Origin of the sequence: Microcoleus sp. S13_C3, from assembly GCF_036700905.1 — a bacterium.
GTDB lineage: Bacteria > Cyanobacteriota > Cyanobacteriia > Cyanobacteriales > Microcoleaceae > Microcoleus.
In genome coordinates, this window is sequence record NZ_JAUBPT010000084.1 from 1 (window position 1) to 18,015 (window position 18,015).

The window sequence follows — 18,015 nt, forward strand, 5'->3', positions numbered from 1 at the left end:
CACGCCCGGTTGCCCGATAGATAGGGGGTAGGCACTCTTAGCACTACCCCTACAAATTTATCTGAATCATTTAGGATGACTATAGATAGTAAGTTTGTAGTGAGAACTTCAGTTTTTTTTGATAAGATTAACAGGGTCAACATGATTAACCAATCAAATATTATTCGCGTTTTAATTGCCGACGATCATTATATTGTGCGGCAAGGTTTAGTGGCACTGCTGAATCATGAATCAGATGTTAAAGTTGTGGCGCAAGCAAGCAACGGGCAGGAAGCTGTGACCATGTTTCGCGAACATCAGCCCGATGTCACCCTTATGGATATGCGGATGCCCCAAATGGATGGAGTCGCCGCCATTGCTGCGATTTGTGCGGAGTTTCCCAGCGCCCGGATTGTGGTGCTGACGACTTATGATGGCGATGAAAACATCTATCGCGGATTGCAAGCTGGTGCAAAGGGCTATCTGCTTAAGGATGCGGAACCAGAGGAGCTTTTAGCAGCAATTCGGGCGGTTTTTGAGGGTAAAAAGTATATTCCGCTGGCAGTGGGTGTTAAGTTAGCCGATCGCCTGAGTGGGCCTGAATTGAGCGATCGCGAATTAGAAGTCATCCGCCTCATAGTCGCTGGTAAAAGCAACAGCAAGATTAGTGAAGTTCTGCACATCAGCGAAAGCACCGTCAAGTTTCACATCAACAATATTTTGAGCAAAATGGGAGTTAGCGATCGCACGCAGGCCGCGATTTCCGCCTTAAAACGGGGGATTGTCAGCCTGTAGTTTTGCACAAAACCTAGCCAAAAGTTCAGGTTATCTCCTCAACCAAAGGTCAGCTAATACTGACCCTTTTTTTTAGGTTAAAAACTCAACTTTAAGCTGGCGACTTTAGTCGCAGTATTCTCTAGACTTAATTGATATTCATCTAAAGACTTCTGCCTTATTAAATCGTTAGATTGTTTGTAGGACGAAATTATGAGCGAATCTTGCATAAACCGATATCAAAAACATCAAACAAAAGCCCGTTTTTTGAAAATACACAACTTGAATATGCACCACTTTTGGTGGGTGGTAATTTCACTTGTCAATATTCTACTGTTATCCAGTATTTACATCACAGAAACTTGGAATCAAGCCCCGATAGCCGCCCTCAGTATTGGCAATCTTTTGCTGGCAGTATTAGTAAGAAACGAACTGATAGTACATCTTCTTTACCGATTAGCAGTTGGGATTTCACGAATCGCCACTTCTGGCAAATATTACATCAATACCGCAGTTCATTATATAGGTGGAGTTCATGCTGCGGCTGCAACTTGGAGTTGTTTTTGGCTAAGTATTGACTTATACCGACAGTTAACAACTAGCAATAATTTGCTTCTTTTAACAACTGGTTCTTTGTTAGCCATCTTATTATTAGCGATTATTTTAACAGCCATACCCCCTTTCCGAGAGCGTTTTCACAACAGCTTTGAGAAAATTCACCGCTATGCAGGATGGAGTTGTCTCGCCGGGGTAATTTTGTATCTAACTTTATCGCAGTTTCTCGCCACCGCCAATCATATTCCTACCCTAGAAAATTTTTTAAATCCCATTTGTTTAATGTTAATTGTAATTATATTTAGTATATTTTTACCTTGGTTGACTGTACAGAAATTTGAAAACTTTAGTATCTATTGTCCTTCGCCAAACGTAGCTTTTTTGACAGTTCCGGGCAAGGCAGATATTGGAACATTTGCCCGAATCAGTACAGATTTGGTTGAATGGCATTCATTTTCCGTAGCAGGAATGAGTTTTAATCAAGAAACGGGGCGATCGCAAATCCAGCTAATTATTGGAGCCGCTGGTGACTGGACTAAAAACTTGATTGAGAAAGTTCAGAGAGGCAATATTCCTAAATGTTTTTGGGTTCGGAGAGTTAAACCGCCCGGTTTCATGTTTTCAATTAATGCTTATTCGCGAGTAGTGGTAGTAGCAACCGGAGCTGGGATTGCCCCTGTTTTGCCTCATATGCTCGAAAACAAGCATAAACTTTACATCCTCTGGATTGGTAATAAGCACCAGTTAACTTACGGCAAGAAAATGTGGTCATTAATCTGCAGTCATCCACGCCTAAAAATTTATGATACAGGCGAACTTGGCAGACCGAATGTAGGCGAATTAGCAATTCAGCTAGCCCAAAAATTTCGAGCTCAAGCTGTATTTTGCGTATCTAATAAAGCCGTCACTAAAACTGTTGTGAGTGCGTGTTTAGCCAAAGGAATCCCGGCCTATGGAGCGACTTGGGATTCTTAAATAATTGATAGCTGTTGGCTCCATGTTGCATAATTTATTTGAATCTTAACTGTTAGCCAACCTAGTTTTTGAGCGGGAGCGATCGTAAATAGTTAATAAAAAACAGCTAGGGGAGTTTGTAACCGCAGATACACGCAGATTAAGGTCGAGCGGTTTTGAGGTGCAAAATAAGTATTTTTACTGATAGATATGACTATTATGACGGCAAATAATGATAAATAAGACCTTAAGTTTTACGCCAAAACTTTTTAGTAAGGCTAAGCTGGAGCTCCTAGGACAAATTAGCCCTGATCAAAAAAAATGCTTTATTCATTTTTGTCCAAATCTCAAGTCAAAATCCGCGTTTTAAAACAGTTAGCAGCCGCTGTTTCGGCGTCTTTAGCTCTTAGCGCAACAACCAGTTTGAAACCCTCGCCGGTATTAGCAGCTAGCAATATCCCCCCCGCAACTCAAACCTCGACTCAGCTAGCCGCAAAACCTGATTCTAGCTTGCAGCTAGGGCAGTTACGCACCACTGTTCCCGTGCAGACAATGCAGCTCGATCCGGGCGGATTTATCCCGATCGCGATCGGCGGTATGATAATTATTCTGGTGCTGCCATTATTTTTTGGCGGATTGGTAGTAATTGGCGATCGGGAAGTCGGAATTGTCAGTAAAAAGTTTAGCTTCGGCGGCAAGTCTTTACCGCCCGGAGACTTAATTGCCTTAAACGGAGAAGCTGGATATCAAGCTGATACTTTGCCCCCCGGTTGGCACTGGGGTTATTGGCCTTTGCAGTATAACGTTCGCAAAGAGTCTCTGACTGTAGTTCCCCAAGGTGAAATTGCCCTGATTATCGCAGCAGGTGGTAAGTCAATTCCACCGCAGCGCATCCTTGGCAAAATCACAGAATGTGACAATTTTCAAGATGCTCGCCAATTCCTCAAAGGCGGGGGCGAAAAAGGTAGACAACTCGGCATCTTGACTGGCGGTAGCTATCGAATTAATACAGCATTATTTACAATAATTACAGCGGCCAATGCTGCCAAGCATGGGATGACAGCCGAACAATTAAAGCTGTACAGAATTGCCCCAGATAAAGTAGGAATTGTCACAACTTTTGACGGCGTTCCAATTCAAGATGGCGAAATTGCTGGCCCGATTATCCCGAATCACGACAACTTCCAGAACGCGCAAAAATTTATCACCGCCGGCGGGCGGCGCGGTTTGCAGGAACAGGTTTTGCTTTCCGGTTCCTGGAACTTAAATCCTTGGTTTGTCGGGGTTGACCAAGTGGCGATGACCGAAATCCCGATCGGCTATGTCGGCGCGGTTATTTCCTATGTTGGCAAAACCTCGGAAGATGTGAGCGGCGCTGCTTTCACTCACGGGAATTTGGTAAATGTTGGCAACAAAGGGGTCTGGGTAACTCCCCTTTATCCGGGGAAACATCCGCTGAACACTCGCATTTTGAAAGTAGAGTTAGTGCCGACCACAAATATTGTCTTGAATTGGTCAACTAAAACGGAACGGCACAGTTACGATTCTCAACTTTCATCTTTAACGGTGCGTTCTCGCGACGGTTTTGCCTTTGATTTAGAAGTAGCTCAGATTATTCACGTCGGTGCTTTGGATGCTCCGAAAGTGATTTCTCGCGTCGGTTCAATGCAGAACTTAGTTGACCATGTTTTGCAGCCGACAATTGGAAATTATTTCCGCAATTCGGCTCAAGCTTATTCTGTATTAGATTTTCTGTCGGCAAGGAGCGATCGGCAAGCAGAAGCATCGGAGTATATCAAAGCTGCTTTGCGTACCTACGACGTGCAAGCAATTGATACTTTAATCGGGGATATTTTGCCACCTGCAGAGTTGATGCAAACTCAAACAGATCGCAAAATTGCTGAGGAACAGTGCAAAACTTATGAGGTGCAGCAAGTAGCACAAACTCAGCGGCAACAATTGGTGCGGGAAACTGCTTTGGCTGAGATTCAACAAGAGATGGTGAAATCCGAACAAGGCGTGAAGATATCTGAGTTGAAAGCGAATTCTCAGGTTAAACAAGCTCAAGGTGAAGCTGAGTCGATTCGGGTGAAGGGAAATGCTCAAGCTGAAGCTTATCGCGCCGGTGTTGTGGCTTTGGGAGGTTCCGGTTATACGGCTTTGCAGTTAATGCAAATTATAGGCGATCGCAAAGTGCGAGTTGTGCCGGATGTGGCGGTAACAGGCAACGGTAGCGGTGGCGGTTTGGTTGATGGTTTGCTGGGAATGATGATGTGGAATCAAACCAGCAAAAATGGAGAAAATGGCGGGGAGTTACCGTTAGTTAACCTACCGAAATCGGAATCTGCGACAAAGTTACCAGTAGCAAAGGTGAATTCAGCAAAGCCGTCGGCATCTCGCGCTAATTCCCCTGTGGCGAATTCTGAGTCTGATATTGATTCGCTGTTTGATGAATTGCCGTTTGACGATCGATCTTTTAGTTAGGCTGTGCAGTTTGTAGTGAGGACTTCAGTCCTCTCTTATTGAAAGGGGGTATTACCAGTTTGTAGTTTGGCGCGATACCTAGCCAAAAGTTCAGGTAATCTCCTCAACCCAAGGTCAGCTAATTCTGACCTTTTTTTATAGGTAACAACTCAACTTTTAACCAGCTATTTTTGGGAATAAGTGTTATAAGCTTAAAACTTAATTGACATTGCGACTTCAAAAGGTTAGCCTAGCTTCAATTGGAGTTTACCTACTTAGCAATAAGAGCAAGTTATGCAATTTTCAACGATGAATTTAGATACATTCTCTCAGGCGAGTTTCCTGGGATTCGCGGCCTTAACAGCTTATATTCTCACACTGCTTCCCACAAATTTGAGAATTGTTTTCCCTGTTACAAAAAAAACTGGCTTTCCCCAATGGCTGCTGAAATATCGCCGTTTCATTGGTCTGCTCTCTTTCTTTTTAGCTGTAGCTCACGGATTCATCTTTTTCAAACAAAGAAACTTTGATGTCTTCGATCTCAAAACTTATTTTGTTTACTTCCAGGGAGTATCAACCTTCATTATTTTTACTCTTTTGGCTATCACCTCTAACGATTGGAGTGTGAAAAGGCTCAAGAAAAATTGGAAAAAATTGCAGAGTCTCACTTACCTTGCTATGTTTTTAGTAACCTGGCATATCTGGGATAAAATGGCCGATCACTGGACATATTTAACGCCTGTTGGAATTGCAGCGATAACCGCCATAATATTTTTATTCCTCTGTCGCACCTGGATTGAGCGCCAATCTAAACCACAAAAACATCAGCCAACCGCAGACAAAGTAACAGTGCTAAATAAAAGTGTTGGATAGCATTTATCAAAGTGAGAATCCAGCCGCAACCTCGGCGATAATTTTCGGGAATTGAAATAGGGAAGTTTATTTTACATAAACTTAGTTTTGGACATCATGTTTATGAGATCAAAAGAAGTTAAATGGAAAAGTTTAGCCTTGACATTAACAGCAGTTATAACTGCGGCGGGCATCGGCTTCTATAGGTATTTTGCGGAATTAGAAACAACTGTATCGCAGTTTAAATCTGGGTTGCTCACTCAATATTCTAGCAGTTTTAAAGATAATTCAGGGTGGATTTACGCGATCGCACTCAGTCCAGACGGCAAAACTTTAGCCAGCGGCTGTTATGGCGGCATTATCAAAATCTGGAACCTGCAAACCGGCGAATTGCTTTACACCATAAAAGCACATACCGATGCAATTGAATCCCTCGCCATTAGTCCTGATGGCAATCTTCTGGCTAGCGGGAGTTGGGATAACCGGATTAAATTGTGGAATCTCAAAACTGGCATACTCATCAATACCTTGAAAGGTCATGCGGATGATGTCAAGGCAATAAGTATCAGTCCTGATGGAAGGTTACTCGCTTCTGGCAGTACCGACAAAACTGTAAAATTGTGGAATTTTCCCGATGGCAAACTACTGGGCACACTTCAAGATACAGACTGGATTAAATCTGTCGCTTTTAGCCCGAACAGTAAAATTTTAGCAACCGGCAGCGAGGATGGAACTATCAAGATTTGGTGGCTTGATGATGGCGGCAATTACACCCTGACTGGGCATTCCGGGCCGGTGAACTCAGTTGCCTTCAGTCCTGACGGGAAAACTTTAGCGAGTGGCAGTGCGGATAAAACTGTTAAGCTGTGGCAGTTTACAAATGGCAAAGTTCTGCACACATTAACAGGACATTCCGGCCCGGTGCTCTCAGTTGCTTTTAGCCCGGATGGACAGGCTTTAGCTAGTGGCAGCTACGACAAAACTATCAAGCTGTGGAACTTGAAAACAGGCGAACTGATGACAAATTTTGCGGAGCATTCTAAGCCAGTTTGGTCAGTCGCTTTTAGTTCTCAAGATACTGTCTTAGCCAGCGGTAGCGCAGATGAAACTATTAAGCTTTGGGCTGTACCTGTTCCGCTTGCGACTCAGGTTAACTCTCCAGCATCAGAGGTAGAGGCAGCACCTTCTGAAATTATCTCCCCCGGTGAAATTGCACATTTGAACCGGAAAGTTTACGACCAAATTGACAAAAGTTGGCGCTCGACTCCCACCTTCAGCACTTCATTAGTTTATCGTGTTGCCGTGAATGAAGAAGGGGTAATTACAGATTGTCAGCCGCTGAACCAAGCAGCAGGTGATTTTATTCAAGAAGTTTCTCTTTCTTCGTTTCGTAAAGTTGCTCATCAACCAAAGCATTTTCGTCAATTTAAGGTAGTTTTAAAACCCTCTGGGGTGATTGAGGTTAGTCCGTGGGATGGGTGGAGGTAATAATATTAATTATGAAAAGCTATGCAACAGAAATTTTTCATAGCATTAGCCAAAGTTTTATTAAAACCAGGCCGCCCAAAACGCTCGCTTGAATTTCAAGCAGTTGTTTTAACTGGATGCAGCGGAAAGAAAACCGCGGGCGATACGCCGAAAAACTGTGCAAGTTTTTGTATGTGTTCGGTTGTAAGTTGGCGCTTTTCACGGAGGATATCTGAGACAATAGACTCAGTTTTAAAAATAGGAACTAGGTCTTTTTGTCTGAGTTCAAATTCTTCTATTAAAGCCTTTAACAGTTCTACTCCGTAAATGTCAGGTATGGGTTCTAAAGTTTGCTCGTACTCATAAACAAGGGTTCCCAGTACGTTGAGGTAGTCGCGTTCGTCGGGAGTCAGTTCGCCTTTATCCAACAAAGAGTCGATCGCTTCTTGAGTTGCCATTAGCTCCTCCTCAGCAGTTATGGGTCGCGGCGGAAATGTTTTGAGTAGTTCGATATAAGCGCTCGAGTTTTTCATGTAATTATGCAATATTAAGAAAGTAATATTTTATCATTATAGTTGAAAAAGGGCATCTTTGAACCCGCAGATTAACGCCGATTAACGTGGATATAATTTATTTATTTATAACTCATCACTCTTGATGCAATTGATCACGGTTGAAATCTTTGTACCGATCGCAGTACAATCGATCGATATTGCATCTGAGGAATCTCCCATGTCAGAACCGTTTTCTACTGAGATTAGCGATCGCATCTGCACTCACATGAACGAAGACCACGCTAGCGCTGTAGTGCTGTACGCTCAAGCATTTGGCGGCAAACCGGAGGCGACAGAAGCTCAAATGCTCGCTATTGATGCCAACGGCATGGATTTAACCGCTAAAGTCAACGACGAAACAGTGCCTGTCAGAGTAAATTTCGATCGCACTTTAAAAGACGCCGAAGATGCTCACCACACTCTCATTGAAATGGTGAAACAAGCTCGAAAAGTTGCTAAGTAGTCAATTGCGTACTAGGCTGTTATAATTTTAATGTTTGCAGTACGGAATTTAGTCCGCTTAAATAGTTGTTAAGGACTAACATCCTTACTACAAACCTTTAGTTGGGTTAAATCATTTTAAGGACTAAAATCCTGACTGCGAACAAAATATTTAATAAAGTTGAATTTCCCTCTAAAATATCCACTAAAATGACAGAAAATTACCCAGACCCCAAAGAATTAGATGTCGTCAAGGGCAGTAAAAATAACCATTTCGAGGCACTGGTAAAACGACTAGATTTGATGATTCGCGCCCGCTATTCGCTGCTGTACATTGTCGGCGCGGAGGAGGAACCGGTCGAAGCCGTAATTGCCCAAGTAGCGCTGCAAGTAAGTCCCGCGCGCCGGGTATTGCGGTGGGATATTGTGCGAGGCTGGGAGGATAACGGTTCTGGGAAAGGTTCGGTAATGGCGGCGCTCGATCGCGTCAGCAAAACTGCTGTAGAAGAATATACCATATTTGTACTGCGGGATTTGCACCCCATTTTGAAATATCCATACACCGAAAAAAATGCGGCGGTAGTGCGGGAATTGCGGAATTTAACGCGGGAATTGAAGCGTAGCAAAAAAACTATAGTTCTTACTTCTCACACGCTGGAATTGCCGGAGGAATTGAAAGAAGAAGTCACAGTAATTGATTTTCCTTTGCCCAACGTCCAAGAAATCGACAGTTTAATTTCCCACGTTGTGGAAAAGCCGCAACAGTTGCAAGTTAGCGGTTTAGCAAGGGAACAGTTGGTTAAAGCTTGTCAAGGTTTGAGCCGCGCTAGAATCGGGCGGGTTTTAGCTAAAGCTTTGGCCGCCAAACAGCAAATTAACGAGTCAGATATTGACGGAGTTTTGGAGGAAAAACAGCAAGCAATTCGCCAAACTGGCATTTTGGAGTTTTTTAACTCCAGAGAATCCCTAAAAAGTGTGGGCGGCTTGGAGAATTTGAAACAGTGGGTAAAGATGCGGCAAGATGCTTTTACTGACGAAGCGCGTCGCTACGGCATACCGAATCCAAAAGGAGTTTTGTTAGTAGGAATTCAAGGAACGGGCAAATCTTTATCTGCGAAAACAATAGCCTCTGAATGGCGTTTGCCGCTGCTACGATTGGATACTGGGAGATTGTTTGGCGGCGTGGTCGGGGAAAGCGAAAGTCGCGTCAGGCAAATGATACAATTAGCAGAGGCGATCGCACCTTGCGTTTTGTGGATCGATGAAATAGATAAAGCCTTTGGTAACATTATCAGCGGTGGCGACGGCGATTCGGGAACTTCGCGGCGGGTATTCGGCAGTTTGATTACTTGGATGCAGGAAAAAACCAGTCCGGTGTTTATTGTCGCAACTGCAAATAACGTCAGGATTTTGCCGGCAGAGTTGCTCAGAAAAGGCAGGTTTGATGAAATTTTCTTTTTAAATTTGCCCTCAGAATCGGAACGGCAAGATATCTTTAAAGTACATTTGCAGCGACTGCGGCCAACTAGATTGCGCGAGTTTGATTTGGGAGTTTTGGCGAAACGCGCTGAGAATTTTAGCGGTGCAGAAATTGAACAAGTTGTAATTGATGGACTGTACCGGGCTTTTGGCACTTTTGTCAACGGACAGCGCCGGGATTTGATGACCGAGGATATTTTGAGGTCGATCGAGGATACAGTACCTTTAGCTGCGATCGCGCGATCGCAAATTGAAGATTTGAAGCGCTGGGCGGCGGAAGCGGGCGCGAGAACAGCTTCTAACGATACTCAGTTAATTGATGAATTGAAACGCTACAGCCAGCGGCGAAGGGATGCGATCGACAATTAACCCCACTGGTAGGGTGCGTCAGTTCATCGCTAGCTAATTATTTATTGTCAAAACCACATCTGATGCACCTTCCTATATGCAAATATAAATATGCAAATATAAAGATAATTGAAAATTTTTCAGATTCTTCACAAAACGATGATGGTTAGTTATAATGCAGGAGTAGTTACCAGGAGGGCCACTTTCCCACCCACTCTACCTGAACAACTTAATAATCTTGTGACTGAGCCTAAAGTGGTCTGGTAGAAATGGGCTTAAGTTGGTCTGAATGGAGCTAGCTGTTCCATTACAAACCAAAACAGGATGAAAGTGAAAAAAATCACCCTTGCCTATTGGCTACTACTCGCAATTACAGGATTAGCTGGAGCTTATTTCAAATCCACTCCTGTTGATCGGCACATTAAAGTTCAATTGAAGCGCGGAGGTACTGAAATGATTTATGAATCTAGGACAATCCCTAGAAAGCTGGATACCGGAGATCCCCCTAACGACGCAACGCTTCTTGAGAAAAAGTTAGGAAACTAGGATTCAATAATTCAAAACCCTCAAGAACCAATAATTGGTTTAGGGTAGGGTTAAATGCAGCCACCGCCAGTCCCAAGCCTGGATCAAATGCAGAGGGTAAAGGAAAGTATGTATCTAGCAGTTTTAGTTAGAATCTCGATCGCACTACGGTGACACAGCAGGGCACACAACACGAATCAGTTTGCAGTGCATTGGTTCTGCTGCCGCGAGGAGCGCGGTGTGGATTCGGTTAGTCAGCGCTTCCAAATTGCGATCGTGGTTTCACTCACCCGCCCTCCCACGCGCAACTACAAACCCAACCTAAAAATATCCGCAAGAATAGCATTTTTATCAACCATTCTCCCCGCATCCGGCGAATCGTAAACCACTAACAGCGAATTCTGCCCGTCCAAATATGGAAACAGGCTCAACCCCTCAGCATTGTCCGTATTAACCTTAAAAGGCAAGTCAAACAATACCTCCAAATCTCCCCCATCTTGCCCAGTAATACTGTCGCCCGATCGCCCTAAAATCCCCTTTAACCGAAAAACCCTCGTCGCCCCAGATAAAGTCATCGTCGGCCCGGCTAAAACCATCAAATCTTCCCCATTCCAGCACAATTCTCGCACGCCCAAACCGTTCAAATCAACAAAATGTTTGTTGTACAATTTCCCTCCTTCCCCAATCGCCTTAAGCCTTAAAACTCCCGCTTCTGCCTCTTCAACTTCTATTTCTAAAATTATCGCCCAACCCCGCAGCACCGGCCCCCGCAAACCGAGCAAAATGCGATCGCCCCGCACCGCCAACCCTTCAATATCAAAGCCATTTTCTTTACTCGGAATCGGCACAGATAAATACAAGCCGAGGTGGCTGTCATCTTTGAGCGCGTCTGTCAGCAAATTGCCCGTTTGTGTCCGCTGAAGACATCCCGCTTTCAGTTGGGTTTCGGGATTGTTTGAAGGGGAAATTGACTCGCACAAAATCCCGTCTTTCATAGGAATCCGCGCCAGCAAATAGCGGTTTACCTCTGTCTCGATTTGTGCTAATTTTTCAATATCTTTGTCGGCGTCTTTGCCTTTAGTTTTTTTACGTTTTGTGCTGTGAGACCCGACCAGCCACAGATAATCGCTGCTGAAATCCATTCCTTCGATATCGATTTCGCATTTTCCAGGTAGATCGATAAAATCTGCGATCGCCAATCTTTGATGTTCTCCAAAAATATGAGGCGCGACAGGCGACAAACGCTCGATCGAAGTCGTTTCATCGGAACCCAGCCACAAATGGCCATCGGGAGTTAAAGCAACAGCGGATAAGTCTGTAATAATATCAGCGACTTCGCTGTTGAATTGCAGCAGCAGCCGGCCGAGCAAAAAGCATTGTGGCATAATTATTAGCACCTAAACTATTCTTAGGGTAAGTCATTATAGCTAAACCTGCTTGAAACTCATAGGTTGCACCATTCTCAATCAGGCTTTTATGGGCGGGCTCGCGTGCCCAACCCCTACTCCCCACAAAAAAGAAAATTCATCTGTTGTGGAACAGGCATCTTGCCTGTTGCTGACAATGGTGCAAAAAGAAAATTCATCTGTTGTGGAACAGGCATCTTGCGTGTTCATGACAGAGGTGCAAGATTTGAGTTAAAACCGGCTGAAAATTAAAACAGAAAACTAAAACAGATATCCTCCTCAAGCCTCATAGCAAAAACTTCCGTTTTGAGATAATGATTTTTAACCCCTAGCGGGTCAAACCGCAGTCGGCGGTAATTATTCAGCAAACCGAACCTCCACAGACGGATAACACCCTAATTGAAGCATTAACATTGCCGTTACGTTTCGTTACGATAAGGAGACAGAGAGAAAAACCTCTCATTCGTAAAATCAGAGGTAGCCATTGTCAGGAACCTCAGCCTAAAGGCATGAGGCTTGAAAGAGAAATCTAACAAGCCATCCTGACCAGCTTAAGTCTTTACTGACTACGTTTTTTGGGTCACGATACCGGAGAATGCGAAGCTAGTTTTCCGCTCTATCGCTTGCAACTAAACAGTCTTAAGGTCACTGAGACAGTGTTGCTAGCTTAACAAGCTCTTAAAACATTAGCGAAGCTAACTTTACCCCAGAAATGGGAGTTTGAGGCAACCATACCTCACGGGAGGGGCAACCATACCCCTCCACCTCGCGAGGGGATTCAAATTAAATGTAAAGCCGTGCTAAAAGCACGGGGTTTCTACCCATTTTTATTATGAACGGTACATTTCGCGTCGGCAACCTGTTTGGGATTCCCTTCTTTGTCAACGTATCTTGGTTTTTAGTTCTGGGTTTAGTAACCTGGCAGTACGGCGGCCAATTAGCTGCCGGGTTTCCCGCATTGGGCCCCGTAGCGCCCTGGATGCTGGGATTATTCACAGCGTTACTGTTATTTGCTTCCGTCTTAGCCCACGAATTAGGACACAGTTGGGTAGCCATTAAACAGGGAATTGGCGTGAAATCGATTTCGCTATTTCTGTTTGGCGGACTGGCTAATTTAGAAAGAGAATCTAAAACCCCAGCCGAAGCATTTTGGGTAGCCATTGCAGGCCCGTTGGTTAGCTTATTTTTATCTGGTTTGTTAACAGCGATCGGCATCGGTGCTGGTCTCACAGGCCCCGCAGCGGCCATCGTCGGACTTTTAGCTTCCATCAACTTAGTTCTAGCCTTATTTAACTTAATTCCCGGTTTGCCCCTCGACGGCGGCAACATCCTCAAAGCGATCGTCTGGAAAATTACTGGCAACCCTTACAAAGGTGTAATTTTTGCTAGTCGCGTCGGTCAAATAATTGGTTGGATTGCCATTGCTACAGGCGTATTAGGCAATATTTGGAATCTAGTAATCGGTTGGTTCTTACTGCAAAATGCCGGTCAATCTGCCCAATATGCCACAGTCCAAAATAAACTGGCAGGCCTGACAGCCGCAGATGCTGTGACACCCGAAAGTCCGATCGTCTCCCAAGACTTGTCCCTCAGAGAATTTGCCAACAACTACGTGATCGGTAGCACTCAAACCTGGCGCAGATTCCTGGCAACAGATGATGCCGGACAATTGGTAGGGGCGATCGACCTTGATGACCTCAAAACCATTCCTACCGGACGCTGGCCCGAAGTTTTAGTGAAAGAACTCCTGAAGCCGATCGAATTTTCCACCACCGTCAAACCGGAATTATCCCTCCTCGAAGTCGTCACCCTCCTAGAACAACTCAAAGTACAAGAACTCCCCGTCATTCGCGAAAACGGTGTCCTCGTCGGACTTGTAGAAAAAGCTGAAATTGCCCGCCTGCTACAAAAACGAGCCGAAGCGAACCCTGCTTGATATCCTCAGATACTTGACAAATAATAGTTAACCCCCTCGATTGCCCCTTATCAAAAGCGCGATCGGGGGGGTTAACAATAGCTTCCAAAAAGTCAAGTCAAACACAAATAGTCCGGGACGAAACTGTCACAATATTTAAATATTTTTTGAGGTATGTTCTTGAGTCCAGGACTGACTAAGGATCGCGAATTAAATAACTTACCAATTTAATTGTTATTGTGGGATGGGCGTCCCGCCCGTCTTTTTTGGACGGGCGGGACGCCCATCCCACAAACTTGTGGAAGTTATTTAATTCTCATTCCTAAATTATTAGCTGCAAATCAACAATAATAATAATTATTATTATTATATAGCCTTTCTCAACTTTCGTGAGGTACGCGGGCGAGCAATTCCATATCTATTGCCAATAGCCCGCAGATATAGAAATTATCTGCGTTAATCTGTGTTCATCTGCCTTAATCTGCGGTTTGGTTTGTCTATCCATCAAAAATTTAGGCACTCTTGTCTACTGATTACCTGACAATTCTCAACCGTACCGCACTGTTACTGAGAAAGGCTGTATAAGTTAATCTTCGGCGCAACCTACAGCTCAATTTCAGCAATCAAATCTAGTATTTTTTGATAATCAAAATTATATAGATGATTCATCAGAGCTTCCGCAAAAACATCATTATCGATACCGATTTCCTCAATACTTTTGGCAATCAAGTCGAAGTCAGCCTCACGGACGGCCTGTTTTAGATTGCTCGTCCATTCTGAGGAAACTTTCGGCTTGGAGTCCAGCGTAAATATTGCAGCACTATCAGATATTTTTTCTTGTACCATACTTGAAATCGGCGATAAATCATTGACTTGAACATATTTATTGATCGCTTCACCAGCACCCGCTGCGCTAACAACTTGAATGTCAAATTTGAAGACTGTGCCGTGTCCCACTTCGCTCTCGACAGTAATGTCGCCCCCCATTAATCTTATGAACTCGCGGCTGATGTTTAATCCTAAACCCGTACCTGTTTGAACTTTTTTTTCTGATGAAGTTTGCACCAATAATTCAAATATGCTTTCTAATTGTTCCGGCAAAATACCAACTCCTGTATCGGCTATTTCAAAGCCAATAAAAACTATTTTTTGATGTTCCGCAACATTTAAAAAATCGTTTTTTGTAGGGTTAATTTTTCCGGATTTATTTTGCCAAACTGTGACTGAAACTGAACCATTTTTGGGGGTAAATTTAACCGAATTATCTAAGAGATTAATCAACACTTGTCGCAACTTAACCTCATCACTTTGCACGTATTGGGGGACATCGGAAGAGCAGTCAATAATTACTTGCAATCCTTTATTTTTCGCCGCAATTTGAAACATATTCTGCACGTCCCCCAGCAAGCGGTACAAGTCAAAAAGTTTGGCGTTGAGTGTCATGCGCCCAGCTTCAATTTTAGATAAGTCTAAGACTTGATTGATCAGTTGGAGCAGGTGTTCTCCGCTGCGGCGAATAATTTGGATATTTTCTTTTTCCGGCAAAGTTAAATTAGCGCTGGGTTCCATTAATTGAGCGAAGCCGAGAATGGCGTTGAGGGGGGTTCGCAATTCGTGGCTCATGTTGGCGAGAAAGAGGCTTTTAGTTTTGTTGGCAGCTTCTGCGGCTTCTTTGGCTTGTTGGAGTTCTTGTTCTGCTTGTTTGCGATCGCTCGTATCAATAATTATGCCGTGCCAGACAATATCTCCATTTTCGCGCAATTCTGGTCGAGAATAACCTTGCAGCCATTTGAGTTTTCCCGATGCTGTCACAATCCGCCACTCGTGGGAAAATAGTTCTAGATCAGTGGCACTTTTGACAATTGCCTCGAAGTGACTGGATCGATCGTCCGGGTGCATTTGTTCGTAGAGTAAAGCAGAGTTGTTCTGGATTTCCTCCGGCTCTAATTCTTGAATTTCTCGGCATCGAGGACTGATATATTCCATCTTGACTGAGCCGTCGGGATGCTGCACGAAGATGTAAAGTTCTCCGGGAACAGTGTTCGCTAATTTGTGAAACAGAGCTTCGCTTTTTTGCAAGGCTAATTCTGCTTGTTTGCGATCGCCAATATCAATCCCAAATCCAAACAAGAAATCCAGGCGGCCACCTTCGTCTAGCACCGGTGTGCCGTGCCACTCGACTAACAAAGTCCGATCGTCCGAAGTGAGAATGCGATGTTCGTTAACCGTTTGCTCCCGCGCTGTTACGCCCGTAAAAATTGAATGTAATCCGGCTCGATCGCTTGGGGGTACAAATGTAGCTAAGTAATCTTTGCCTGCAACTTCTGTGGCAGTATAGCCCACCGCTTCCAGCATACTGTTATTCGCCAGCAGGATTTTACCCTCAGAGTCGATCGCCACAAAAAAAATCGGAGAATTTTCGATAATCTTTAAATTAAAGTCGCGCTCTTGACGGATAATTTTTTCAGCTTGCTGGCGCTCCTCAATTTCGAGCTGCAAGCGGGCATTGATCGAGGCTAGCTCCCTCGTGCGATCGACTACTTCAATTTCGAGGGTACGGTTGTAGTCAGCCAATATTTGCTCTGCGTGTTTGCGAGCCGTAATATCTTTAAAAACAGTAATAACATAAAGGATATTCCCCGCACCGTCAAACACCGGCAGCGCTCGCACTTCCAAACGAATATTTTTCCCGTCTCGGCGAATATCCATATCTTCAGCAATCACCTCCAAGCCACTCAACGCCCGCACAAACGGCATTTGCTCGACCGGGTAAAGTTGATTAGTGCCTGCTATATAAATTTGATAAGCTTGTGGTAGCTCTGCTGCGGTGGCATCGGGCATTTCTCCCCTGCCTAATATTTGCTCTCCAGCGGAATTCATGAAAATAACTGCGCCGCCCGGATTGATCGTCGAGACTCCAACGGGCAAATTTTCTACCAGTTGGGCAAATTTTTCTTCACTTTCTGCCAAAGCTTGAAAAGACTGTTTCAGTTGAGCTGCCATCTCATTGAAAGACTGCGCTAATTCCCCAACTTCATCAAGCCTGCTGACAGCAACAGCGCGATCGAACTTTCTGGCAGCAATATCTTTAGCTGCTTCGTTGAGCCGCAGCAGTGGCAGCGTTACCCACCTCGCTGTCAGCACTCCAGCAATTGTCGATAGCAGCAGCGCCCCCCAACAAAGTAAAATTGTAGTGCGCGTATTTTTGTTAATTTGCCCCATGAAATCGGATTCAGGAACTGCGATCGCAATCAGCCAGTTCAAACCGTAAACATCAGAAAACGGCAGCACTTCCACAAAATATGCCTGCCCGTCTCGGCTAAATTGCAGTTGCTGCCGCTGCTTAATGTCGCCAAAGCCCCCGAAGTGTTCGTACAAATACTCGGCTGCGGTGCGAATGACAGGAGTTTGGCTGTCTAAAACATTCAGCCGCTGGAGTTGCTGCTTTCCCGACATCTTTCTAAAGGGTGATTCTTGACTTGAACTGGCAACCAGCAAGCCCGATCGTTCGATCGCGAAAATTTGTCCCGTTTTGCTAAGCTTGATGCGATGGAGATATTGCTGAAGATCCGAGAGCGAAAAGTCTACGGCACTAACTCCCAGCAATTTACCATTTCGAGCGCGAATCGGTTGGCTAGCAGCAATAAAAACAGTCCCAGGAGTAAAACCCGGATAAATACTCGTCCAAATGGGTTTGTTAGCTGCGACAGCTTCTTTGTACCAGGGGCGGAGACGGGCATCGTAGATTCCGGGTTCTGCCTTTAATTTAGCGGTGCGAGTGCCGTTGCCGTCTGTAGCGTAGTATATGCTCTGAAAGTTGGTAGACTTGTTCGCCGCGACAATTTGCAAGCTGTTATCCGTGGGGTTGCGCCAAATGCCGAGATATTCCCCTGATTTTTCAGCACCGAGGGAAATCCATTGAATGCTTTTAAAAGATCGCATTTGTTGCCAGAGGAACTTCTCTCCCCGAGGCTGCGGCTTTTCTAACTGTAAGTTTAATTCACCGCGCTCGATCGCTTCAGCGTTAAGTTTATTTACCCACTGGGTAGGTTCGAGAAAAGAAATCAGCTTTTCTTCCACTCTCTTTCCCGTCTCCGCGATCAATTTCTCGGCGAGCTCTTCGACTGCTCTTTCTCCGTTGCGAAAGGACAGATACCCGACAATCGCAACTGCTGTGACGATTTGCAGCACAAAAGAGGCTACTAGAAGGCGACGGAGGGAGATTTTTATTTGGTGTTGAGAAGTTTTACTCGCGAATCGGGGCAACGGCATAGGCTGATGACTAATTGCTCCCTAACACTTT

Annotated in this window: 13 protein-coding genes; 10 read left to right on the forward strand and 3 right to left on the reverse strand. The window is 44.5% G+C overall.

Going from position 1 to position 18,015, the window contains the following annotated elements; all coding sequences use genetic code 11:
* The first annotated feature begins 144 nt into the window (after positions 1–144).
* From QUA16_RS21605 to QUA16_RS21625, 5 genes are all read left to right on the forward strand, one after another.
* Positions 145–774, forward strand: coding sequence for a response regulator transcription factor (locus QUA16_RS21605; protein WP_333105683.1), 630 nt, complete (start codon positions 145–147; stop codon positions 772–774).
* Between the two features lie 192 nt (positions 775–966).
* On the forward strand, positions 967–2,283 hold the full coding sequence (locus QUA16_RS21610) for a hypothetical protein (protein WP_333105652.1): 1,317 nt from the start codon (positions 967–969) through the stop codon (positions 2,281–2,283).
* A gap of 300 nt (positions 2,284–2,583) precedes the next feature.
* Positions 2,584–4,746: a flotillin family protein gene (locus tag QUA16_RS21615; RefSeq protein WP_333105654.1), complete on the forward strand. Its 2,163-nt coding sequence runs from the start codon at positions 2,584–2,586 to the stop codon at positions 4,744–4,746.
* 273 nt (positions 4,747–5,019) lie between these two features.
* Positions 5,020–5,598 (forward strand): ferric reductase-like transmembrane domain-containing protein, encoded by a 579-nt coding sequence (locus QUA16_RS21620; protein WP_333181330.1) that lies wholly within the window; start codon positions 5,020–5,022, stop codon positions 5,596–5,598.
* 102 nt (positions 5,599–5,700) lie between these two features.
* Positions 5,701–7,065 (forward strand): WD40 repeat domain-containing protein, encoded by a 1,365-nt coding sequence (locus QUA16_RS21625; RefSeq protein ID WP_333105656.1) that lies wholly within the window; start codon positions 5,701–5,703, stop codon positions 7,063–7,065.
* A gap of 95 nt (positions 7,066–7,160) precedes the next feature.
* Here QUA16_RS21625 and QUA16_RS21630 read toward each other — a convergent pair whose 3' ends face one another.
* The gene (locus tag QUA16_RS21630; RefSeq protein WP_333105657.1) at positions 7,161–7,577 is read right to left on the reverse strand and encodes a transcriptional regulator; all 417 of its coding nucleotides are present in this window, start codon (positions 7,575–7,577) and stop codon (positions 7,161–7,163) included.
* A 124-nt stretch (positions 7,578–7,701) separates the two neighbouring features.
* Between QUA16_RS21630 and QUA16_RS21635 the strand changes: the two genes are divergently transcribed.
* The 3 genes from QUA16_RS21635 (at position 7,702) to QUA16_RS21645 (ending at position 10,412) form a co-directional block, all read left to right on the forward strand.
* On the forward strand, positions 7,702–8,061 hold the full coding sequence (locus QUA16_RS21635; protein WP_333105658.1) for a DUF2470 domain-containing protein: 360 nt from the start codon (positions 7,702–7,704) through the stop codon (positions 8,059–8,061).
* Positions 8,062–8,249: 188 nt separating this feature from the next.
* Positions 8,250–9,887, forward strand: coding sequence for an AAA family ATPase (locus tag QUA16_RS21640; protein WP_333105659.1), 1,638 nt, complete (start codon positions 8,250–8,252; stop codon positions 9,885–9,887).
* Positions 9,888–10,190: 303 nt separating this feature from the next.
* Positions 10,191–10,412, forward strand: coding sequence for a hypothetical protein (locus QUA16_RS21645; RefSeq protein ID WP_333105660.1), 222 nt, complete (start codon positions 10,191–10,193; stop codon positions 10,410–10,412).
* A gap of 287 nt (positions 10,413–10,699) precedes the next feature.
* Here the strand turns inward: QUA16_RS21645 and QUA16_RS21650 are convergent, their stop codons facing one another.
* Positions 10,700–11,776: a DUF3616 domain-containing protein gene (locus QUA16_RS21650; RefSeq protein WP_333105662.1), complete on the reverse strand. Its 1,077-nt coding sequence runs from the start codon at positions 11,774–11,776 to the stop codon at positions 10,700–10,702.
* A gap of 52 nt (positions 11,777–11,828) precedes the next feature.
* On the opposite strand from QUA16_RS21650, the gene QUA16_RS21655 reads away from it, so the two are divergent.
* Positions 11,829–12,032 (forward strand): hypothetical protein, encoded by a 204-nt coding sequence (locus QUA16_RS21655; RefSeq protein ID WP_333181331.1) that lies wholly within the window; start codon positions 11,829–11,831, stop codon positions 12,030–12,032.
* A gap of 597 nt (positions 12,033–12,629) precedes the next feature.
* Positions 12,630–13,733 carry a site-2 protease family protein gene (locus QUA16_RS21660; RefSeq protein WP_333105663.1) on the forward strand — a complete coding sequence of 368 codons (1,104 nt, stop codon included), beginning with the start codon at positions 12,630–12,632 and terminating at the stop codon, positions 13,731–13,733.
* 582 nt (positions 13,734–14,315) lie between these two features.
* Here the strand turns inward: QUA16_RS21660 and QUA16_RS21665 are convergent.
* Entirely contained in the window at positions 14,316–17,984 is a 3,669-nt protein-coding gene (locus QUA16_RS21665) for a PAS domain S-box protein (protein WP_333181332.1), read from the reverse strand.
* Positions 17,985–18,015 lie beyond the last annotated feature (31 nt).